This window comes from Chryseobacterium sp. MYb328 (assembly GCF_037572595.1).
Classification (GTDB): Bacteria; Bacteroidota; Bacteroidia; order Flavobacteriales; family Weeksellaceae; genus Chryseobacterium; species Chryseobacterium pennae.
Genome location: NZ_JBBGZQ010000028.1, coordinates 59,511 through 83,376, shown reverse-complemented (window position 1 = coordinate 83,376; position 23,866 = coordinate 59,511). Strand labels below are relative to the sequence as shown.

General features: G+C 35.6%; 16 protein-coding genes. 2 read left to right on the top strand and 14 right to left on the bottom strand.

Features of this window, described 5'->3' with window-relative positions; genetic code table 11:
• Positions 1 to 119: 119 nt before the first annotated feature.
• Positions 120 to 1,319 (top strand): dicarboxylate/amino acid:cation symporter, encoded by a 1,200-nt coding sequence (locus tag WH267_RS22075; RefSeq protein ID WP_115969549.1) that lies wholly within the window; start codon positions 120 to 122, stop codon positions 1,317 to 1,319.
• Between the two features lie 28 nt (positions 1,320 to 1,347).
• Here WH267_RS22075 and WH267_RS22070 read toward each other — a convergent pair whose 3' ends face one another.
• The 3 genes from WH267_RS22070 to WH267_RS22060 form a co-directional block, all read right to left on the bottom strand.
• Positions 1,348 to 1,731, bottom strand: coding sequence for a DUF779 domain-containing protein (locus tag WH267_RS22070; RefSeq protein ID WP_115969547.1), 384 nt, complete (start codon positions 1,729 to 1,731; stop codon positions 1,348 to 1,350).
• Positions 1,732 to 1,804: 73 nt separating this feature from the next.
• Positions 1,805 to 2,839: an alcohol dehydrogenase AdhP gene (gene adhP, locus WH267_RS22065; RefSeq protein WP_115969545.1), complete on the bottom strand. Its 1,035-nt coding sequence runs from the start codon at positions 2,837 to 2,839 to the stop codon at positions 1,805 to 1,807.
• A 248-nt stretch (positions 2,840 to 3,087) separates the two neighbouring features.
• The gene (locus tag WH267_RS22060) at positions 3,088 to 4,617 is read right to left on the bottom strand and encodes an aldehyde dehydrogenase family protein (protein ID WP_115969666.1); all 1,530 of its coding nucleotides are present in this window, start codon (positions 4,615 to 4,617) and stop codon (positions 3,088 to 3,090) included.
• A gap of 179 nt (positions 4,618 to 4,796) precedes the next feature.
• On the opposite strand from WH267_RS22060, the gene WH267_RS22055 reads away from it, so the two are divergent.
• Positions 4,797 to 5,723 (top strand): AraC family transcriptional regulator, encoded by a 927-nt coding sequence (locus WH267_RS22055; protein WP_340011025.1) that lies wholly within the window; start codon positions 4,797 to 4,799, stop codon positions 5,721 to 5,723.
• Between the two features lie 138 nt (positions 5,724 to 5,861).
• Here WH267_RS22055 and WH267_RS22050 read toward each other — a convergent pair whose 3' ends face one another.
• The 11 genes from WH267_RS22050 to WH267_RS22000 form a co-directional block, all read right to left on the bottom strand.
• Entirely contained in the window at positions 5,862 to 7,328 is a 1,467-nt protein-coding gene (locus WH267_RS22050) for a RagB/SusD family nutrient uptake outer membrane protein (RefSeq protein WP_340011024.1), read from the bottom strand.
• Between the two features lie 14 nt (positions 7,329 to 7,342).
• A complete protein-coding gene (locus WH267_RS22045) occupies positions 7,343 to 10,144 on the bottom strand; it encodes a SusC/RagA family TonB-linked outer membrane protein (RefSeq protein ID WP_340011023.1) in 2,802 nt (933 codons plus the stop codon).
• Positions 10,145 to 10,840: 696 nt separating this feature from the next.
• Positions 10,841 to 12,175, bottom strand: a complete 1,335-nt coding sequence (locus WH267_RS22040) for a RagB/SusD family nutrient uptake outer membrane protein (protein ID WP_340011022.1) — start codon at positions 12,173 to 12,175, stop codon at positions 10,841 to 10,843.
• A gap of 9 nt (positions 12,176 to 12,184) precedes the next feature.
• Positions 12,185 to 15,073 carry a SusC/RagA family TonB-linked outer membrane protein gene (locus WH267_RS22035; RefSeq protein WP_340011020.1) on the bottom strand — a complete coding sequence of 963 codons (2,889 nt, stop codon included), beginning with the start codon at positions 15,071 to 15,073 and terminating at the stop codon, positions 12,185 to 12,187.
• A 400-nt stretch (positions 15,074 to 15,473) separates the two neighbouring features.
• A complete protein-coding gene (locus WH267_RS22030; protein WP_340011018.1) occupies positions 15,474 to 16,802 on the bottom strand; it encodes a hydroxymethylglutaryl-CoA synthase family protein in 1,329 nt (442 codons plus the stop codon).
• A gap of 228 nt (positions 16,803 to 17,030) precedes the next feature.
• Positions 17,031 to 19,541, bottom strand: a complete 2,511-nt coding sequence (locus WH267_RS22025) for a M1 family metallopeptidase (protein ID WP_340011016.1) — start codon at positions 19,539 to 19,541, stop codon at positions 17,031 to 17,033.
• 23 nt (positions 19,542 to 19,564) lie between these two features.
• Complete coding sequence (locus tag WH267_RS22020; protein WP_340011015.1) at positions 19,565 to 19,783, bottom strand: hypothetical protein; 219 nt, start codon at positions 19,781 to 19,783, stop codon at positions 19,565 to 19,567.
• A 339-nt stretch (positions 19,784 to 20,122) separates the two neighbouring features.
• Positions 20,123 to 21,562, bottom strand: coding sequence for a hypothetical protein (locus tag WH267_RS22015; protein ID WP_340011013.1), 1,440 nt, complete (start codon positions 21,560 to 21,562; stop codon positions 20,123 to 20,125).
• A gap of 99 nt (positions 21,563 to 21,661) precedes the next feature.
• Positions 21,662 to 22,456 (bottom strand): thymidylate synthase, encoded by a 795-nt coding sequence (locus WH267_RS22010; protein ID WP_123319072.1) that lies wholly within the window; start codon positions 22,454 to 22,456, stop codon positions 21,662 to 21,664.
• A 157-nt stretch (positions 22,457 to 22,613) separates the two neighbouring features.
• Complete coding sequence (locus WH267_RS22005; RefSeq protein WP_340011012.1) at positions 22,614 to 23,264, bottom strand: hypothetical protein; 651 nt, start codon at positions 23,262 to 23,264, stop codon at positions 22,614 to 22,616.
• An 18-nt stretch (positions 23,265 to 23,282) separates the two neighbouring features.
• Positions 23,283 to 23,723: a hypothetical protein gene (locus WH267_RS22000; RefSeq protein ID WP_340011011.1), complete on the bottom strand. Its 441-nt coding sequence runs from the start codon at positions 23,721 to 23,723 to the stop codon at positions 23,283 to 23,285.
• Positions 23,724 to 23,866: the final 143 nt, after the last annotated feature.

Genomic DNA, 23,866 nt, shown 5'->3' with positions numbered 1-23,866 from the left:
ATTAATAATATTAACTATCCAATTTTATAGAAATAGATAAAAATCATTAAACAGGCAAATTCAGGTTAAATTCTAGTATATACATTGAAAATAAACTTATCTTTGATAAAAAACACTCTATGAAAGAGGTACTGAAAAACTACTCCGGAATCCTATTTTTACTTCTGGGAATCACTATTGGAAGCATTATAGGAATTGTTGCTCCAAGTTTTGTGGAATACATTAAACCATTGGGAGATATTTTCCTGAATCTTCTCTTTGTAAGTGTGGTACCTCTCGTATTCTTTGCTGTATCTAATTCAATAGCTTCTCTGGAGCAGCAATCCAAATTTGGAAAGATCATTCTTGTGATGGCACTTACCTTTCTGTTTTTTATTCTTACAGCAGCTATTTTTACCATCTGTGCAGTCTATCTGTTTCCGGTTTCCGGGGTTTCAGGAAGTTCTGACATGATTACAGAAGCGGCGAGTGAGGACAGTTGGGGAAATAGAATTGTAAGCTTCTTTACAGTAGGAGAATTCACAGCACTTTTTTCAAGACAAAACATGCTGGCACTCCTTATTTTTGCTTTCATGACTGGGTTTGCAGCCAGAAAAACAGGCGAAGCCGGAAAACCTTTCAGAGTGTTTATCGCATCCGGGTATGAAGTGATGAAAGAACTTCTTTTACTGGTCATGAAGCTGGCGCCTATTGGTCTGGGAGCTTATTTTGCTTATCAGGTTTCTACACTAGGGCCACAGCTTTTTGGATTTTATGCTAAACCTTTAGGGCTATATTATATTGCAGGAATTATTTATTTTCTTGTCTTCTTTTCCATTTATGCTTTTATGGCAAGTGGACAGAAAGGGGTGAAAAGTTTTTGGACCAATGCCATCTATCCTACTCTTACCGCTATAAGTACCTGCAGCAGTTTTGCTACGATGCCCGCCAATTTACAGGCTGCTTCTAAAATCGGAATTCCTAGTTCTATTGCCAATCTTGTGATTCCTATTGGAACTACTTTGCATAAAAACGGGTCTTCTATGTCTTCAATTATTAAAATCTATGTGGCTTTTTTAATTATTGGAAAAGACTTCTTTGATCCATCCAATTTACTGTTAGCATTGGGAATCACAGTGTTTGTAAGTATTGTGGCTGGTGGAATTCCTAATGGTGGATATATTGGTGAAATGCTGATGATCTCCGTATATAAATTACCTCAGGAAGCCATTCCTGCAGTAATGATTATCGGAACATTGGTAGATCCTTTGGCTACCGTTTTAAATTCTGTAGGAGATATTGTTGCTGCCATGTTTGTCAACCGGTTTGTCAAGGATTGACGAATACTATATAATAAACATTCTAAATTTATTCACTGCGTTGTACCGGTTCAAGATTTCCATATTCTTCAGGGGTGAAAAGTCTGTATTGAACTTTAAATGTTTTGCCTAAAGGAGTTTCCAGTGAAAAGCCTCCCGGTCCGAAACCATCTGTCACATCAAGGGTAAAATGCGAGTATTTCCAATATTCGAAAAGGTCGCGGTCTATCCAGAATTCATGGCCGTTAATGGTTCCGATCATCGCATCATTCATTCTTGGAAAAAAGCCTCCTTTTTCGAAACATTGTGGCTGCGTACCTTCACAACAGCCTCCAGCCTGATAAAACATCAGAGCACCATATTTTTCTTCAAGTTCACGGATGACTTCAAGGGCTTTTTCTGTAGCAGAAAGTCTGGATATTTTCGTTTCCATTTTATTGTTTTAAAGGCATTTATAAAAAATCCCGGTAAATAACACTTTTAACCGGGATCAATCACTTCATTATTTAATTTGAGCCTGCAATATCTAATACGATTCTGCCATCGATCTGTCCTTTTTTCATTTTGTCAAAGACATCATTAATATCTTCCAGTTTTGCTGATGTTACTGTAGCTTTTACAAGTCCTTCATTAGCAAAGTCCAATGCTTCCTGCATGTCTTTTCGGGTTCCTACAATAGATCCTCTTACTGTAATTCTTTTTAAAACAGTTTCAAAAATAGGGAGTTCAAATGATCCCGGCGGAAGTCCGTTAAGAGCAATTGTTCCTTTTCTTCTTAAAACATCTATCCCTTGTTTGAAAGCAATCGGCGAAACGGCAGTAATCAATGCTCCATGCATTCCTCCTACTTCTTTATGAAGATATTCACCAGGATCTGTATTTTTTGCATTCACAACAAGGTCTGCGCCAAGTTTTTTTGCCAAATCAAGTTTGTCATCTGCTACATCAATAGCGGCTACGTGCATTCCCATTGCTTTCGCATACTGAACTGCCACATGGCCCAAACCTCCGATTCCTGATATGGCAACCCATTCACCGGGTTTGGTTTCAGTTTCTTTTAGTCCTTTATAAACTGTTACCCCAGCACATAAAATAGGAGCAATTTCCAGAAAGTTTACATCTGACTTTAGGTGTCCTACATATCTTGAATCTGCAATTACATATTCCGCAAATCCTCCGTCTACACTGTATCCTCCATTTTTCTGAGCTTCACAAAGTGTTTCCCATCCTGTAATACAGTAGTCACAGCAACCGCAGGCACTGTAAAGCCATGGCACTCCTACCGCATCTCCTTCTTTTACAAAAGCTTCAGGTCCACAAGCTACTACAATTCCTACCCCTTCATGCCCGGGAATAAGCGGCATTTTAGGTTTAGCCGGCCAGTCTCCGTCTACTGCATGTAAATCTGTATGGCAAACACCACAGGCTATAACCTTTACAAGTACTTCATATCTTCCAGGGGCTCTAACAGGAACTTCTTCAATCTTCAGGGGCTGTCCATAGCCTTGCACTACTGCAGCCTTCATTGTTTTTGGGATCATATTTTATTTTTTGGATGAGTTTTTATCATGGTTATTTAAGTAATTATCCAATTCTCATTTTAAAAATTTACTTTTTTAATGTAGTATGTACATTAATAGTATTCTTTTTACGTGAGGGATGATAGTAAGGGCGGCGAGGCACGAGCCGATGCGGAATGTAATGAAGCATCAAAACAAAGTGAAGCCCCGCATAGCCCGGCCGGTTTGCCCTGGGATAAACCAAGGCAAGCGGCACGTCCTACATAATATTAAAAGAAGCCTAACTTATTTTTGTTGTAGGAGATCAGCATATTTTTAGTCTGACGGTAATGGTCAAGCATCATTTTATGATTCTCCCTCCCGATTCCGGACTGTTTGTACCCTCCAAAAGGAGCACCTGCCGGATACGAGTGATATTGATTCACCCAAACTCTTCCTGCCTCAATCTGGCGCGGAATATTGTATAGCTGATGGGCATCTCTGGTCCATACACCAGCTCCTAATCCATAGATAGTGTCGTTCGCTATTTTCACGGCATCTTCTTCGTCTTTAAAGGTCGTAAACGCCAGTACTGGCCCGAAGATCTCTTCCTGGAAAATTCTCATTCTGTTATTTCCTTTGAAAATAGTTGGCTGAATGTAATATCCTTCTTCCAGGTCTTCCCCAAGATGATTCACATCACCTCCTACCAATACTTCAGCTCCTTCCTCTACTCCTAACTGGATATAGGAAAGAATCTTATCTTTCTGTATTTTTGATGCCTGCGCTCCCATCATAACAGTTTTATCCAGTGGGTTTCCTACCTTGATCGCTTTCACTCTTTCTATCACTCTTTCTATAAATGCATCTGCAATGCTTTCCTGAACCAGAAGCCTTGACGGGCAGGTACAGATTTCCCCTTGGTTCAGAGCAAAAAGAACAGCTCCTTCAATGGCTTTATCTAAGAATTCATCATCAGCATCCATCACAGAATTGAAGAATACGTTAGGTGATTTCCCTCCTAATTCCAGTGTTACAGGAATAATATTTTCTGTTGCATACTGCATTACCATACGTCCTGTAGCTGTAGATCCGGTGAATGCTGCTTTGGCAACTTTAGGATTGGTTACCAAAGCTCTTCCAAGCTCTGCTCCAAAACCATTGACAATGTTCACAACTCCGGCAGGTAACAGATCACCTATCAGTTCCATTAAAATCATAATGGAAACAGGTGTACTTTCTGCAGGTTTTAAGACTACACAATTTCCGGCAGCCAGTGCGGGAGCCAGTTTCCATGTCGCCATGAGGATCGGGAAATTCCATGGAATAATCTGCGCAATAACTCCTAAAGGTTCGTGAACGATCAGGGAAACTGTATCTTTATCCAATTCATTATGTGATCCTTCTTCCGCACGGATAACAGAGGCGAAATATCTGAAATGATCGATAGCTAAAGGTATATCAGCTGCTAATGTTTCTCTGACTGCCTTCCCGTTATCAATGGTTTCTACTGTGGCAAGATATTCTAAATTCTGCTCTATTCTGTCTGCAATTTTATTAAGAATAATACTTCTTTCTGTAGACGAGGTATGTTTCCAGGTCTGAAATGCCTTTTCTGCAGCATCTACAGCAAGCTCCAGATCTTCTTTAGAAGAGTGAGCCACCTGAGTAAAATTCTTACCATCTACGGGTGAAACAACATCAAAATATTGTCCTTTAACGGGTGGGGTAAATTTCCCGTCAATATAATTATCATATCTGCTTTTAAACTCAGGGCGTTGTAATAGAGTTGTTGATCTTGGTTCTGTAAGAGTGCTCATATCAGTATTTATTTTAATTTTCGATACTGCCAAATTACACGGATGTGTGAAAAACCTATAGCACAATCGTACAAAAAAAGTGCAGAATAGTGCAGAATTCAATTTTATTATTTTATTAACTGTAACGTTGACCCAAATTCCCTATATTTGAGTTACCGCCTTCGTTAAAATATTTAGAAATGAATAACAATAGTAAGATTTTATTAAATACTCCTGAATTACGCAAGGAAAACCAGCTATTGAGTCTTGTTGAAAACCAGACAAAGTTCACTCTAAACAATTGCGAGTTCAGTATCTATGAAACGCATAAGGCAGCCTTTGGAGTGAAACTTCATTTTGAAAATATCGCATTTACGGCTATGCTGAGAGGCAAGAAACATATGAAACTGGATAATAAAACCAATTATTTCGATTATTTCCCGGGTGAAAGCATTCTTGTGGCTCCGGGAGAAACTATGGTCATTGATTTTCCTGAGGCTGATGAAACTCCTACACAATGTATTTCTTTAAGCCTAAACCCTGATTTTATTGAAGATTCTCTCAATTATTTAAACTATAATCTCCCTAAGGTAGATGAAACCTCACAATGGAATATTCAACTGGATGAATATTTTCTTTTTAATAATCAGGCACTGGCTTCTGCCACCAACAACATTATGAGAATTGCTATGGATGATAACTCTCAAAAGGATATCATGGCAGATTTTGCCCTGAAAGAACTTCTCATAAGGCTTATGCAGACACAGGCAAGAAGTATGGTGGAGAGAAATATTGTAAAAAATAAATCAAGAATTGGATTTGCTGTAGATTATATTAAAAGGAATCTTCATCAGAAACTGTCTATTGAAAGTATTGCCAAACTTGCTTATGTAAGCAAATCGAACTTCTTCAAGATGTTCAAAGATGAATTGGGAACTTCTCCCAATGATTTTATTCTGCAGGAAAGAATAAGTAAAGCTAAAGAATTGCTTGATACCCAAAACAGCATCAAGGAAACAGCCTACCAAACAGGATTTTCGGATACCAATTATTTTACCCGGGTTTTTAAACAACTAGAGGGCATAACTCCGAAGAACTATCAGAACAGGATGATTATCCGGGAATAAATCTGTATAAAGAATTTATAGATACCGGGCATGGGATTCATGTTCTAAAAACACGTAACGATTCTCATATCAAAGTTCAAATAAAAAAAGAGCTCCATTTTCATGAAGCTCTTCCTATTTATATCAAAACATTAATTCTTAATATTTGTCATTCTGTTGAATGTTCGGGTTAGCCTGAATTGCTGTTACAGGAATTGGCCATTGCCAAAGATCGCTGCCTGCTGCAAGAGTCTGCTTGATTGCTTTTGACCCGGTACCATCAGCAACATCTCCTTTACCTGATCTCTGAACAGAAAGACCTAATCTTTTCAATGTATACCATCTGTCATTTTCAAAAGCAAGTTCTAGTCTTCTTTCTTTAAGAATAGCATCCAATAGAGGCTGTCCTGCTTCTGTTCCAGGAGTGAATGAAGTATATCTTTCTTTTCTTAGTTGATTTAGCAAAGTAAGGGCTGTTACCTGATCCCCTTCTCTGAAAGAAGCTTCTGCTACGTTTAATAATACTTCAGCAGTTCTTAGGTATTTAACTGGAACGATATTTACCGGTCCACCATTACCAGCATATTTTGTAATGTGGTTATATACTTTTTTGTTGTATGTAGCTGGAGTAAAATAAACAGTTTTTCTCACGTCATTAGCAGCAAAAGAGTTAAAGAAATCATAATCTGCAACAAATTCTGATCTGTATTGACCATCAATTAACTGGTTGTAAGCAACTCCTACTGTATTACGCTCAGGTGCTGCGTTTGAAATCTGGAATAGAACTCCATCAGTAATCTTAGCCAATCCTTCGTTTTCCTTCCAGATTCTGTTAAAGTTATCTAATGTTGTCACACTTGGAGAAAGTCCTAATGCCAATTTACCATATTTTACAGTATTCGTATAATCTCCTTTATAAAGATATACTCTTGATAATAATCCGTATACCGCCGCTTTACTGAATCTTCCTTTATCAGCATCATTCTGTGTAATTTTATCAGCAGCAATTAATAAGTCATCAATTACTTTCTGGTATCCCTGATCTACTGTAAGATTTCTGGATGAATTATTATTTAACGGATTATAAGATTCAGAATAATAAATTCCATACTGGTTTACCGCTGGTGAATTTTGTGTTGGAATTACAGAATATGCTCTTAAAATATCAAAATGAGCTGCAGCTCTGATGGCTCTGGCTTCTGCTTCTACATTATCTTTTGCTGCACCTGTTACCACTCCGTTATTAAGATAAGACATAACAAAGTTAGCTCTGCTGACTACTGCGTATGCAGCACTAAACAAACCTGTTGTCTGTGAATTATCTGATGAGAACTCAAAGTTGGAAGCTGCAGCGTTAGAGTTTCTTCCTGAATTTGTAATAATAAGGTTATCAGTCGTAAGGTCTCCCATAATAAGCTGATTACCTGTATCACTTGTATAATATCCTGTAGTTTTAAATGCTGTATAAGCTCCATCTAAAGCTTGTCTGAATGATTCTGGTCTGGTCATTGCCTGCTCTTCCGCTTCATTCACAGACGAGATCTGATCCAAATTTCTTTCACAAGACGTTAACGATACAAAAATGGTCAACGCAGCTAAACTTATTGTTATTATATTCTTTTTCATAAAGCTATTCAATATTAAAATTCTAATTGCATTCCCACCATGATCGTTCTTACAGTAGGATAAGTATAAAGGTTAAATGATCCAGGAACGAATAGTGCCGTAGACTCTCCAGATCCAATAGAAACTTCTGGCTCACCGTGGAAGTTAGTTACTGTAAATAAATTCTGTCCCTGTACATACATTCTTAGCTTACTCACTGGAGAATCTTCTCCCAGAACTGCTTTATCAAATGTATATCCTAATGTAAGGGATCTTAATCTTAAGTAATCTGATTTTTCAATCCACTGATCAGAATCACGCATACCATTAGTATCTACTCTTTGGAATACACCTGGATTTTGTGGACTTCTCCACATATCAGCAGCAGACTGCGCCATGTTTCTACCTCCTTTAGCCAAACTCTGGTCTACAGCAGCAGCGTACATATTGTTATATGTATATCCACCTAACTTGTATGTGAAATCTGCACTAAAGTCAAATCCTTTATATTGAATTGTAGTTCCAAAACCTCCGAAGCTTTTTGGGAAAGGAGTTTTATCTGTAATTGGAACTGCATCGGAAGCACTATATGTTTCAGTAATTCTTCCGGCTTTATCGTAATATTGAGCGTTTCCGTTTGCTGCGTTTACTCCTGCGAATCTAACATTATAGAACACATATGGAGCTTCTCCTACCTTAAGGTAAGTCGTTCCAAGGTTTCTTTCAGTTTGTCCGTCTGATAATTTATCAAGTGTTGCTTTTTGGAAAGAAATGTTAGCACGTACAGTCCATTGGAAATCTTTCTTTCTCATTACATCTACGCTTAATTCAGCTTCTAGACCTTTTTGTGACATATCTCCGGCATTGATATACTGATAATATGCACCTTCCTGTTTATCTAAAGGTACTAACTGTACAAAGTCTTTTCTCTTGTTTTGGTAGATCTCCACGGAACCACGGATTCTTCTTTTCCACATTGAGAAATCAACCCCAGCATTTGTTACGGCATTCGATTCCCATTTTAGGTTAGGGTTACCAATGATGTAAACTTTTTCATCTTTGTTGTATGTTCCAGGGAATAAAGATGCACCATTTCCGTATAAATCGAAACCAACATTTGCTACGTTATAGTAATCAGATAATGAACCATCATTTCCTGTTGTACCATAAGAAGCTCTAAGTTTCAAGTCGTTGAAGAAACCACCTTTCATGAAATCTTCTTTTGCGATGTTCCAGGCAGCACTTGTTGACCAGAAGATCCCGCTCTTGTTGTTAGCTCCGAATCTTGAAGAAGCATCTCTTCTTAAAGACCCTGTTAGTAAATATCTGCCTTCATAATCATAGTTTACCATACCTGCTAAACTGAAAAGGGTATTTCTGATCTTAGCTCCGGTAAATGTATTTCTGTCGGAAGGAGTAGTAATAGACGGAACGCTAAGTGTAGTAGATTTTAATCCATAAGCACTTGCCGCTAATGTTTCGTTGAAGTTATCATTATATTCGATAAATCCTAAGAAATCAAAATTATGTTTCCCAAATGATTTCTTATAGTTTAATGAGTTATTCCATGTATAGTTAAATCCATAGAATGAATTCTTACTTAATGAACCCGTAGGGATTTTATTTGTAGTTAAATCCAGGTTAGATCCTTTTTTCATCCATGAAGTAGACATGAACCAGTCGAAAAGTCCATTGAAATTTGTTTTGAATTTCAATCCGTCTATCACTTTATATTCTGCAAATAAAGTTGCAGGGATTCTTAATCTCTGGTCTTCTACTCTGTTGTTACGGATTTGCTCCACAGTATTTGAACCCGCTCTCATTTTTTGGTTGTAGCTTCCGTCTGGATTATAAATCGGCTCATAAGGAGCATATTTATACATCGCTGCGAATGGGTTCTGCGTATTGTTTCTGTCTCTGATGTTTTGTGTAACCTGATACTGAACACCCACGTTGATTCCTACATTCAGCTTCTCACTCAGTTTATTCGTAAACCCGAAGTTACCTGTATATCTCTTAAGTCCGTCTACATCTTTAAGAATACCATTATCAGAATCATATCCCAATGAATAGTAGAATGTACTTTCTCTGGATCCTCCCTGTGCACTGAACAAATAAGATTGAATGCTTGATGGTCTCAATAAGCTTTTTTGCCAATCATGATCATAAGCAGCAAGAGCATCAATTTCCTTTTGAGGTCTTATTTCTACGTTAAGATATCCTAATTCATTTTGGAAGTTCATTAACTCTCTGGAGTTCATCATCTTAAAGTTGTTATCTTTCAGTTTTTCACTGAAACCAAATTTACTTTCGAATGAATAATGAGTTTTTCCAGCTTTTCCGGCTTTAGTTGTTACTACAACTACTCCATTAGCCCCTCTTGCACCATACTGAGCTGTAGCAGCAGCATCCTTAAGAACGGAAATAGACTCTACATCAGCAGGATTAATTGCACTGAACTGTCTAGCATTCATATACATACCATTCACTACATAAGTAGGTTCAGAAGAACCACCAACACCGGCAACTCCTCTTACCATGATTGTAGCAACAGAACCAGGCTGTCCGGTAGCACTTTGTACATAAACCCCTGAAGCTCTACCCTGTAATGAATTTCCGATAGATGTTGTAGGAGAGTTTCTTCTGATAGCATCACCACTTACAACGGCCTGAGCCTGGGTAATTTGATCTGCTTTCTTCTTCTGATATCCCGTAACGACTACCTCATCGATCTTATTCTCTTTCAGAATAGAATCATTCTTAGTTTTTTGCGCATAGGCAGCTTGTCCTAAAAAAAACAAAGCTCCAGCACTTAATACATTCAACTTCACATTCATATTAACAGATTTTAATATATTCAAGGGAACAAATATGTTAATAAATATTAATAACATCAATTTATTAAAAGCTGAAAACCGCCCGCCAGATAAGAATTATTCTCAAATAACTCTAAAAAATGATGAATAAAAAGTTTAATTATATTTTAAATTTTAAAGAATGCCAAAGCATTTTGAATATTAATGGAATTTTAAAGAAAAATGAAATAAAAATTAATGTACATTAATTTAAAACATAAAATGAAAAAAATAAACCATAATTAATTATATAAACGAAAAAAATAAAATAAATCATATTCATTTTTTCGTTAAAATAAGCAAAAAGTCGAATACTTTTCAGCGAAAAAACATAAAAAACAACCTGATAAAAATCAGGAAGACCACCTAAAAAGGTAGTCTCCGTGAAAATAAAATTAAAAATCTGTTAATATATGATCTCTAAAAATCAGTTTAAATCAGCATACTTTTGAAAATGTTTTCTGACTTTATTTTTGCCATTTATATTATATTTTTCATATTTTCATTTTTAATACACCTATTATTTATTCCAGAATTAAATTCATCAATCCCATATTCCTAATTCTTCATGAGTCATAATATAATAGGAAAAACATTCTGAGCTTGAAAACGAAAAGACTGCCCTATCGAGAAGGCAGCCTTTTCTAAAATATATTAAAATTTGATTTAATCAGTATATTAATACCCCGGATTTTGAGTGGTATTTGGATTATTTATTAACTGCCAAGCAGGAATTGGCCATAAGTCTAATCTATTGGCAAAATAAGGTCGCCCCTTCCCTTCTATTACCTCCTTAGCTTTTCCAAATCTTTTTACAGAAAACCATCTGTCAGCCTCCCCATATAATTCTTTTCTACGTTCTAATAAAACATCATCCAATGTCACTGCTGTTAAAGGTGCTAATCCCGCTCTAACCCTAATTTCATTAAGAGGAGTTACGGCATCACCTGTGGTCTTTAACCTGCATTCTGCTAAAGAGAGTAAAACATCAGCATATCTTACAATCTGTACATTATCTGCACCACTACCAGGATTACTATATTTTTTAAAATAATTTCTTCCTTGAGCAATGGCGAACATTTTTCTTTTATCATTAGCATCAAAAATGCTAATAAATTGCGTTCTTAAAGAAACTTCCCCTCTACCTCCTACCGCAGCCGGATAGAAAAAGAATGCCTGGTTTCCACCATCTGTAGCTGTAAAATTCACTTTAAAAATATCTTCAGATGTTGAGTTGGCAGTAAATAATGTTTCATAGTTTGGAGCAAGAGAATAACCTTTAATATTCTCTAATATTCCTTTAGCAAGATCAAAATCTCCTATTTCCATATAGGCTTTAGCTAATAAAACCTGGCTTGCATCCAAGTTTAAGAAGGTCTTAGAGGTATTATTATTTTTTTTAAAAAACTCGATTGCTTTTTCTAAATCATTTATAATAAACCGATACACGTCATCCTTGGAATCTCTTTTAGGAGTAATAAGTTCAGCAGCAGTATAAACAGGCGTTTTAACGTAGGACACTCCACCGAATAATCTGACTAAATTAAAATACATTAATGCTCTACTTGCATATGCTTCACCTAATACACCATTCTTTACAGTTTCAGTAATTGTACTTCCCGCAATAGGCCTTGTTTGAACCTGATCAATAACAATATTACATGTTCTTATTACAGTATAATGTGCCCCATAGATACGTCTTATTGATAGATTAGTATCCAAAAAGTTACTAGCTCCCGCTTCTGCAAATTCGGAAAAAGTTCCTGTATGTGTAAAGTCATCAGCAAAAAGTCCCTCAAAGAAATGAAGTTCTCCACCATATACATAACGATTTTGCATATCATTATATATTCCATTAGTAGCTGCTCTGGCTGTAGCATCTGTCTTAATAAATGATTCACCTTGCTGTCTATCCGTATCTACTGTTTCATTCCCCACCATATCTCTACCACAACTTAGAGCCGTCAAACAAACAGAGGATATTAACATATATTTAATTATACTATTTTTCATTTTGTTACTTTAAAAATTTAAATTAATTCCGAATTTTATTGTTCTGTTCATTCCTTGTGTAAAGAAATCAGTTCCCGTTGCTACGTTAGATTGACCAAAAGCATTTACTTCGGGTTCTGGGCCACTATAATCTGTCCAGGTCCATAAATTATCTGCAGCAATGAAAAATCTTAATGTCATACTGCCTATATCTAACATGGTTTTAGGTAAAGTATATCCTAATTGGAGTTCTCTCAATCTAATATAGGAGGCATTTTCGATAAACCTTGAAGAAATTTGGTTATTCCAAGATTGAGCAAACCCTCTTACAGGGCGAGGTAAATCAGCATTCGGGTTATCCGGAGTCCAATAATTGGTTTGATTTTCAAGTTTTCCAAATAAAGGATTTCCAGAAACGCCAGCAAACCTTAGAGAAGAATTATACATATCTTGCCCAAAAACAAATATTAGATTGGCTGACAAATCAAAATTCTTATACCTGAAAGTATTTCGGAAGTTTCCGAAGAAATCAGGCTGAGCCTTTCCCATAAATACCCTATCATTGGAATTAATAACCCCATCTCCATTTATATCTTGATACTTAACATCTCCTGCCCTAATTCCTTGATTAAATAAATTCTGAGGAACCTCTGCATCAGATCGGTAAATACCTATAGCATTCAGTCCGAAAAAAGCTCCTGAAGGCTGTCCTACATCAATTCTAGTAGCAAATCCAAAATCTATTGGAACAGGTTTATCTCCTAAAAGACTAGTAACTTCGTTTTTATTAAATGTAATATTAAATTGTGAGTTCCAATTGACATTTTTCCCTTGGATTATCGTTGCATTTATACCGATCTCATGTCCTCTATTATACATTTCTGCAGCATTAGATTTATAATTTTCTGCTCCATTTTCCAAAGCTGCTGTGGCATTTACCAAAAGTTGCTTTGATTTTTTGTAATAAAAGTCATAGGTAATATTAACTCTATTTTTAAATAACCCAATTTCTAATCCAGCATCTGTTTGAGAAGTTCTTTCCCAAACTAGTGCAGCATTCGCTAATGAAACTCCAGATCCGGCAAGTGGATTCACATTTACAGCAGGAAGCAGACCATACGCATAAGTCTGTGCGGCAGCAGACGTTTCAAAATTTCCCAGTCCTGATTGATTCCCTAATTCACCCCATCCTGCTTTTAGTTTTAATAAACTAACTATATCTTTTTTAAACCACTCATTATCTGAAATCACATACGCCGCAGAAACAGAAGGAAAATATTCTGTTCTGTTATCATAAGATAATTTTGAAGAAGAATCAGCTCTAAAAGTTGCATCAACAAACAAATTATTGAAAATTTCTAAACTTAATCTAGAAAAGTATGAAAACGTTCTATTCCCTAAAGATGGATAATATGAAGCTATGGTTTTTTGAGAACCCGCATCTGGAGAAGTAGCTCCTAACGGCACATTTTGAGCTTGAATATCTGTTAATGTCGTTTTACGATTAAAATATTCTAACCCCCCCATTAAAGTAAAACGAAATTTATCACTTAATTTCTCAGTATACGTTAATGTATTAAATGCTGTAAATGTATTATATAAACGTCCATTATAATCAGCCTGACCATTTGATCCTCTTCCTTGGTAGGTATCTAATGGAAATAGTCGAGCTTCATCATAATTAATTCTTTCTAAATTGAATCTGGTTACCATATTAAGTTTCGAAGAAAACTTAGACTCTAACCCCAGAGAGGTATTGACTCCAAAAACTTTAGTCAAACTTTTAACATCAGTAGCATTTTGTAATGGATTAGAAAAACTCCAAGTACTTGTATTATAAGTCCCATCAGGATTCCTTATACTTTGTCCTGGTGGTTCTAATATCGCAGCAGTTAAAGGAGCATAAATGTTATTATCCCCATTAATTCTATCAATTTTTTCATTGGATAGCCTTACAGAGGAAACAATTTTAAACATATTATTTAACTTTTGATCCAAATTCAAAGTAAATGTCTGTCTGCTATATTCTTGTCCTTTAACGACTCCTGATTGATCAAAATTAGAGAACCCAACATAAAAGCTTGTCATCTCATTTCCACCGGAAGCACTAGCATTTAATTCATATATGGGCTGATCTTTCCTGTAAATTTGACTTAAATAATTATCTCCAAAATCTGATTTATAAAAATCACTTATGGATTGACCTAATTTTGGATCCCAAACACCATTGGTTATAGACCAATGATTTCTTCCATTTCCGGGAGTTGTATTAAATTCCGCTAAATCAAGCATTCTATAATATTCCCCGGCTTTCATAGTTTTAAACTTCTTAATTGGGTTCTGAAAGCCAATACTAGAGTTTAAATTAAAGTTTATTTTCCCTTTTTTCCCTTTTTTAGTAGTAATCAAAACAACACCATTTGCTGCTCTCGATCCATAAATAGCAGCTGCTGAAGCATCTTTTAAAATTTCAATATTTTCTACATCCGCAAGATTCAATTGGGACAGTAAATTTCCTGTTTGACCTCCATATGCAACATTACCACTGGGAGAGTTTGATGATATTGGAACCCCATCTACTACATACAATGGATCATTGCTTGAAGTAATACTAGAGACTCCTCTTAATCTTACATTAAAACCAGCACCTGGTGCTCCTGATGTAGGAGAAACCTGTAAACCAGTACTTGCTCCCTGCAATAGAGCATCAGCACTAGACGCTGATACTTTAGTCAAGTCATCTGCTTTTACTCTAGATATGGATGTAGTAACTTTTTTGACCGATTTGGTACCATATCCAATAACTACAACTTCATCAATTTGAGTTGATGCTGTATCTTTCTTTACTTTTTGTGCTGAAATCCCCTGTCCTATAAAAAACAGCACACCAGCACTTAATACATTTAGTTTCACATTCATATTTAACATTTTTTTCTGAAGTAAATTTGTTAATAAAAACAAAAAATTCAAACCAATAAACAACTGTAAAACAATAGGTTATAACGTATTAATTTCGCTTCTATAAAAAAATTAACAAAATACTCACCTGTATTTTGTTAAAAAAAGTTAAAGAATTTTTAAAAAAAATAATATTAGATAAATTTTAATAATCGTTAAAAATTTCAACACATTATATAAAATCTAGAAAATGAATGAAAAATTTATATTAAAATATAATTTCAAATGAATAATATGTAAATTTAAAATCACATTTTACCAATAAAACAGATGAAATAATAAAAAATAAACAGATAAATCAACCAATAAAGGCAAAGCATTCTAAAAATTAGAATGCTTTTAATAACTTAAATATTTATTTTTAATTCTGACGATGGTAATATCTTGCCCCAATTAAAACAGGATTTTCAGTTTCTATAGAAAAAAGGCCAAATCCTTTGTAATCGGGATTTACAGATTGACTTAATCGCTTTTTGTGAAGCTTTTCATAGGTCTCAAAATCAACAGTTCTTCTATTATTCAGGTTTTCGAATAAATTCCATTTCTCCACCACTGTTTTCCAGTTGGGAGAGATTTTACCTGCAAATACTTTTGACTTGGAACCACTTCCATATCCGAAGAATCCTATCTCTTTTCCAGACAGGTCTTCATTCTCATTAAAGGAAGTCTGCAAACCGGAAAGTAACGCCATAAAAATAGAAGCCGTATACATATTTCCAATTTCTGAAGAAGCTCTTTGAGTCTTTTCAATAGCTGAATTAATCAGCTGCATATAATTTTCAGATTTAGCAACCGCTTTCTGCTCATCCGGCGTTTGATACGAAATTCCGTTTTCAAGACTGTAGATTTCGGTAAATACTCTTTTACCATGGAAAGCATAAGGAAGATGAAAAACAAGATACTTCCAGTCTTTATAAGGTTTTTCTTTACCTGTAATCTCTTTATAATGCTGATAAGCCTCTCTTATTCTATCCTGATAACACTGGTTAGAATACTGTCCATCAAAAACAGGTTCGTCAGTAAAGACTTCAATCTTATCAGGATACATTTCCGGAGCTCCGTTCAAATCTTCTTTGTTATACTGTCTTCTTGGTTTGAAGAAATCGAAAACACTTTCTGTAGCTACTCCCCAGTTATTTTCTATTTCAAGAAGATCAGGTTTTGCAGAAATAAGTAACGCAACTGCTCCGCCCCCCTGTGTATATTCTCCTGAAGAGGCTAGTTCATATTTTGCATAATCACTGGCAATGACTACAGCTTTTTTATCGGGATTTACTCTTACAAAATCCAATGCGTTATGTAAGGCATCTACTCCACCTACACATGCAAAAGTCATATCTACTACATCACAGTTTCTGAAAACTCTTTCCCCCAATGATTCTTCCAATACTTTTTCAACCATTTGCATGGCATAAGAAGCTGTTGGTTTTGCAGCATCTAAAGCACTTTCTGTTCCCAAATAAATTCTTGATATCTCTTTAGGATTAATCGTATAATCCTGAATTAATCTTAATAAGGCCTCAGCCGCAAAAGTTGCAGCGTCTTCATGTACATCAGGCAATCCCATTTTATGAAGTCCTAACCCTTTCTCCAATTTCGCCGGTTCTATACCTCTTTTTTCGGCTAAATCTTTAATTTCCAAATACAAAGAAGGTACATAATAGCTTGCTGCTTCAATTCCAAAACTCATATTTCTTTAAATTTTAAACGAATTTATGAAAGATACCGCAAAAAACAACAGCAAAAATACCTGATTTTTATACTATTGTTAAAAATCAGTGCAAATCAGATAGATTCCGTAAAAACCCATTATTTTTTACCAACTCAGTCCTATTGTAACAGGGTTCTATACATAAAAGTCTTTGGAAATTGTATATCCATTAATAAGAAAGCCGGCAAATTTTGCCGGCTTTACATTTTATTTATAATTTTCAATGGCCTTATTCAGAGCATCGATCTGTTTATTGATACTTGCAGCATTTTGTGGATTCTGTTTCAGCAATTCCATTTTTTTACTTAAACCATCTTTCAGCATTTGCACCACCATCATTTTAGCCTGTGGATTATCTCCCATCTGATTTTTAGCGTATCCTAAAATCTTAGTTATACTCCCGGTAGCTTTCAGATTATCAGAGGTCATGATCCAGTTGAACCCTTCTTCTGCCGATTTACCCAATTCCGGATTCTGGAATTTGATAAACGGATAAAATGCTGCCAGTGGAGCAATTTTCGACATTTGGGAAGTCACCTTATTCTTTACAATAATTGGAAGCAACTGTGCCTGTAACTCATCTGAAGCTCCATCCAGACTGATTTTATCCGCTAATGAATTGGCTTTTGACGGGTCTACAGCAAGCACACCTCCTAATGAGCTTCCTTTCACAGCATTGGAAACAGCACCCACTCCTTTTTCAAAAAGCGGAAGGTATTTTTTATCTTTTGTTTTTGCCAAAGCAGCAATAGCAGCCGCCTGTGTCAGGGTTTTAGGATCACTGGAAGCCAGTTTTTCAACATCAGCTCCTAATACTTTCATTTGTTCAGGATTGGTAAGATCCATTAATTCCAAAGCTTTCATTCTTATTCTGAAAAACGGGTCTTTCAGCGCTGCTGCCAATAATTTTGTTGCCGCAGGATTCTTTCCTACCTGATCTTTTATTCCCGTTAAAGCTGTATATCTGCTTTTAAATTCTTTGGAGTTTGTAAACTGCAACAGATTCTGTTCCGGAGTTTTTGTATCGGTAATATCTGCCAACAAAATTCCATCAGCATTGATATTCACTAAGTCTGGAGCTTTAGAAACATCAAAATTGAATGTATTCTTTGCATCTGCATTTACCCATACATTATATCTCTTTGGTTTTCCATTGTCATAGACATCAATAGCCAGAGGAAATTCAAACATCTGATCCTGAGTCTGATTAATGATCACCGACACCTGCTTTTTCACAGGCTCAAAGGTAAATGAGTAATTAACCTTAGGGTTTCCGCTTCCGAAATACCATTGATTGAAGAACCAGTTCAGGTCTTTTCCGGAAACTTTTTCAAAGGAAAGTCTCAGCTGATGTGCTTCTGCATTCTGATATTCATAGGTCTTCAGGTAATCATTCATACCGGCAAAAAAAGCATCATCACCTAAATAGTTTCGCAGCATATTCAAAATCCCTCCTCCTTTTTGGTAGGTAACCAGATCAAAGACATCTTCACGGGAATCATAATTGAATCTTACCAGGTTTTTCTTAAAATCATTAGGATTATGAAGGTACATATTCACGTCCTTCATCAGGTGATAATCTGCCTGATCTTTTCCATATTTATATTCATTCCAAAGGTATTCGGAATAATTGGCAAAAGATTCATTTACGGTAAGGTTGCTCCAGCTTTCTGCTGTTACGAGGTCCCCAAACCAATGATGAAACAATTCATGGGCAATGGTATCTTCCCATGTATTTTCATCAATCAGCTGTCCGGGCTTTTGAAGAATATCGCTTCCATGAAGGGTTGCTGTTGTATTTTCCATCGCTCCGCTAACATAATTTCTACCGGAAATCTGTGCATATTTTGCCCATGGATAATCATAATTTAACTTTTTAGAAAAAAACTCGATCATTTCAGGAGTGTTTCCATAGATCTGTTTCGCATAAGGTTCGTATTCTTTCTCGATATAGTAATCTACAGGAATATTCTTCCATTTGTCTTTTACAATAGCATATTCTCCTACTCCCATAAAGAAAAGATAAGTCGAATGCCTTTTATCCATTACCCAATGATCGGTTCTAAGGCCGTTGGATTCTTTTTGAGAATCTTTCAGGAGACCATTGGAAAGCGTCACATACTTATCAGGAACCGTCATATAGATTTCCTGAGTTGTTTTCTGATTGGATTTATCGATGGTTGGGAACCATGCAGAGGATGATTCTGTTTCTCCCTGCGTCCAGATCTGAGTCGGGAGATCAGAATCTGTTCCTTGGGCATTGATGAAATAAAGCCCTTTCGCATCATTGATCGCCATACTTCCCTGTTGTTTCACTTCATTTGGACGGGATGTATATTTGATGTAAACTGTATAGTCCTGATTTTTCTGGTAAGTTTTATCCAGTGCGATTTTCAAAACATCGTCTTTATATTCATATTTTAGAGGAGATTTTTTACCATTATTATCAAGGGCTACTTCATGGATCAACATTGCTTTTGCATCAAGAATCAGCTCATTGGTAGGGTAGAAATAGGGAGAGGCAGTTAACCATTCTTCTCCATTCATTTGTTCTTTCTGATAATCGAAGTTTACCTTCAGTTTGGTGTGTTTCAGTTCTGTTACCTTGGTGTGGGTAGCTCTGTACACACTTTCTCTTCCTGAAGTTTCGGTCTGTGCTGATACGTTGGCGGAAAAAAAGATTCCGAGTATCGCAATTGATAATATAGCCTTTCTCATCTGTCTACTTTATAATTTTAGAGTTATTTTTTTATGATAATATCGAAAATATCATTGACTAAAGTTTCGTAATCTCCTGTTTTCAACTGCTCTTTTGTTTTGGCAAAAGCTTTTTTCAGTTCACTTTCCGGATTTTCATCATCAACGATTTCGGCTGAAGCAATCCCTTTCAATTGAAGTACAATATTTTTTAGTACTTCAGGATCGGCATTTTCTTCAATATTTATTTTTAAATACTTCATGATCTTGTGATTGGTTTATAATTATTCCTTTTGTTAAAGGGTTAATATCAAGTTCTTTCAAATTTAAAACTTATTTTAGAAAGAATAGGTCTGTTGGCGCTTTTTTAAAGGTGATTTTTGTGGGAAAGAAGAAGGATGGAAGATGGAGGGTACTAGCCAACCGGAGACGATTTACAGGTATTCTAAGATATGTTGAGGTATATTATAAACATCAATAGGATAGAATCTTCATTTCGCTCCGTTTCATTCAGAATGATCAGTAAACAATATTCAAAAATAAAACAACAGTCATATTAAGGTTGAAATAACTTCCAGCCTTAGGCTTCCTTACCCAATACATTACCTCTCTCTGATAATTTTTCCGTCTTTATACAGAAACACCATCTCACATTTCGTTTGTCTGTCTGCATTAAAAACCTTGACTTTTTTAGCATCAATCCCATTTATTTCAGACAGCATCCGGCATTCCCAACTGTTATAGAAAATAGGTTCTCTAAGGATAAAATGCGGATTAGTCTTGAGTTCCGTGAACATATCATATCTCAGACAGACTACTCCACTTTCGATATGATCTGCTTTAAGAGCCACACTCAGCTGATGAAACATGATATTATTGAACCGACTGGCATAGATCCATGCATTTTTCACACTGATATTGGTTATAACAAGAATGAAAGTCAAGACAGCAAAAAGAGTGCTGACAGTTTTATTGCCCAGCTTAAATTTAAAGGACAGGTAAATGATTCCTGAAATGATAAAGATGGTATAAAAGAGTCTAACAGCTCCAAGACTTCGGTTATCAAACCCAAAAAGCGTAGGAATATAGGAGGAAACATAGTAAACACTTACTGAAAGGACAATTGAAATCAAAGAAATTAATCCTATACTTTTAATGTCTTTTAATTTGCTTTTAAAATCATAAACGGAAAATATCTTATAAACTATAGAAGACATGATCAAAGCTAACAATACTTCTATAATATAAAGGTTTCTAAGATTTAATATTCCTTTATAAATCCCGACAAAGATATCTTTGAAAAATAACTTCGCAGTTAAAACAGTTACCTGCATGACTCTTTTCATTTCGAAGATTTTCCCAACCTCATCTCTTTGATATGAGTGAGCAAATATCTCCGGCTGAATTACTTTCCTGAAAAAAACAATTGTACCAAGTGTCAACAGCAGGAATATAACCCGTTTTTTATTTTCTTTGATAAGAAACAAGTTTAAAAGAATAAGCGGCAGGAAAATCTCATAACTTAATATGGACAGTATAAAAAACAGAGCACTCCAGAGAATATTTTTACGAACATATGTGTAATAAATGCTTAGAGAAAAGAACAGGGTTGCCAGATTTGAGTTCAGCATGATTGGAGAAAACTGAATGCTTGTACCAATCAGAGAACATGAATACAATAAGGTAATCAGGCTTGCCAATTCTTTTGACAGAATTTTTTGTATCACCCAGTATAAAGCAATTAAAGAAAGCGGAAAAAACAGTATTCCTAAAAGATAAACGGAGTCATTATACTGTGAAAGAAAAACCAAAGTTCCTGTCACGAATCCGGATACCGGCCTTGCTGCCATATTGGAAGAATCCAGATAGGAATAAATATAGCTTACATAAGGTTTCGAAATATATTTCGAATTGTATGCCTCTTTTAAGTCATCTGCTACGATTACCTTTTCTATAAAAATGGACAGCCATATATAAAGATTGTAAACAATGATCAGGATATTCAACAATATCAGATAACGATTGTTTAATTTTTTTTCCATAATATTTTTCAAAATCTGTGATGAGCAATATATTCTCACAAACTTCAAAAATAACAGAAATCTGCCAATTACAAAAGACAATCAGGAAATCCGGTTATATTAAATAGCTACAGGAGCTTTAATTCCCGGATGTGGATCATAGTTTTCTAAGGTAAAATCTTCAAAATCGAAATCAAAGATATTTTTCACCTCCGGATTCAGCTTCATGGTCGGAAGAGATTTTGTTTCTCTTGAAAGCTGTCTGTTTACCTGTTCAAAGTGGTTGTTATAAATATGAACATCCCCAAAACTATGTACGTAATCTCCCACTTCAAGATCACAAACCTGTGCTACCATCATCAGTAACAGTGCATAACTGGCAATATTGAAAGGAACTCCAAGAAAAACATCTGCACTTCTCTGATAAAGCTGTAATGATAATTTACCGTCTGCTACATAAAACTGAAATAATGCATGGCAAGGAGCCAGCGCCATATTCGGGATCTCTGCCACATTCCATGCAGAAACGATCAGCCTTCTGGAGTCCGGATTCTTTTTGATCTGATCGATTACTTCCGTGATCTGATCCACTATTTTTCCGTCTGCTCCATTCCAGCTTCTCCATTGCGCCCCGTAAACAGGGCCAAGGTCACCATTTTCATCTGCCCATTCATCCCAGATACTTACTCCGTTATCTTTAAGATATTTGATATTGGTATCTCCTTTCAGAAACCAAAGCAATTCGTAGATAATGGATTTCAAATGCACTTTTTTGGTGGTCACCAAAGGAAACCCTTTTGACAGATCATATCTTAGCTGATAACCAAACACACTTCTTGTTCCGGTGCCTGTTCTGTCAGTTTTATCGGTTCCGTTGTCTAAAATATGCTGTAAAAGATCCAGGTAGTTTTGCATTTTGAAAGGAATTTTATGCCCCAAATTTAGTAAAAAAGCATCAAAAAAAGCACCCATTGTATGAATGCTTTTTATAATAGGTATATCCGTTTTCTATTAAACAGTTGTATATCTGTCATCTACGGAATATTAAAATAATTTATTCTTTTTGATAGAATTATAATACTGTTACACTAATTTTCTCACTGTTTCCGTTGATTGATTTCAACTGTCCGTATCTATTTTTATCAATAAACTTATCATTTGAATAATCCAGTTTTACCGGGCCGAATTTCACAAGCTTTTTAAACTTACTTTCATCGATAATATCCTTAGTTCCGTAATCTATGGAAATATCACCTATTGTTTTCAGTTTTCCCAACCTGCTGTTATCCATGATATCATCTCCCCAGTAATCTACATTAAGATTTCCTATTTTCTTTACTTTACCAGCTTTTTCTCTGGTAAATGCGGTGTCATCCCAATAATCCACAGCGATATTTCCTATACTCTTTATTTTACCGGCTTTTTCTCTTGTAAATGCGGAATCATCCCAATAGTCTATTTTAATACTGCCTATACTCTTCAGTTTACCATATTTGATCTTGTCAAAAATAGCATCCTCGTAATATTCAACTTTCCCGTTGAGGTCAGGAGCATTGAAATCGGAGATTAACCCGTCTGCATTAAGGGTAACCACAAAACCATCTACAGTAAGTTTTACTGTTTCCAAATCATATGTTCTCCCGGAAACTGAGGCACGAACCTGTGCATTGCTTGCTAAGCTGCCCAAGAGAAAAACAAAGGGAAGTAAATTTTTAAATTTCATAATATTTTAAAGATTGATTTACCAGATATTCTCAATATTCTGATTGATATTGTTGATGGTAAATGTCTCTCCCATTTTCTTGCCAAACATTGCTTTTACTAAAGGAGATTCTGCAGACACCGTCATAATTTTCTTGTTATCACAAAGAAACTCTCCCATTGAAGCAGCAATATAGAATAATCCCTTATCGGTTTTTACCAAAGCTCCATTCTGAACTTTTTCAGAAGGGTCTGATGTAATCTTTTGTAAAATAGCCTGTTGGTTCAAGACTTCATTAAGCTGACGCTGCAGGTTATTGATTTCCTGCTGAAGCATTTCCCTGCCCGTTTCGTACTTATCTCCCATAGAGCTTTTAGTATCATTGTTGGAAGCGCGGGTTTCTGCGATAAGGTTTTCGAAATACTGGATTTTGTCTGCTAATTTGGTTTTAGCTATGTTTATGATTTCCTCTTTGTTCATTGTAATACTGCTTTTATTGAGAGTGGAAAAACCACCCGTCAAAATCATAGATTCTGATACCTCTCCAGAAAAGGGGGAAGTTGTACCGTTCTAAAATGGCGATTAAAGTTTATAGTTTCATACTAAATTTCAGTAACATAAAT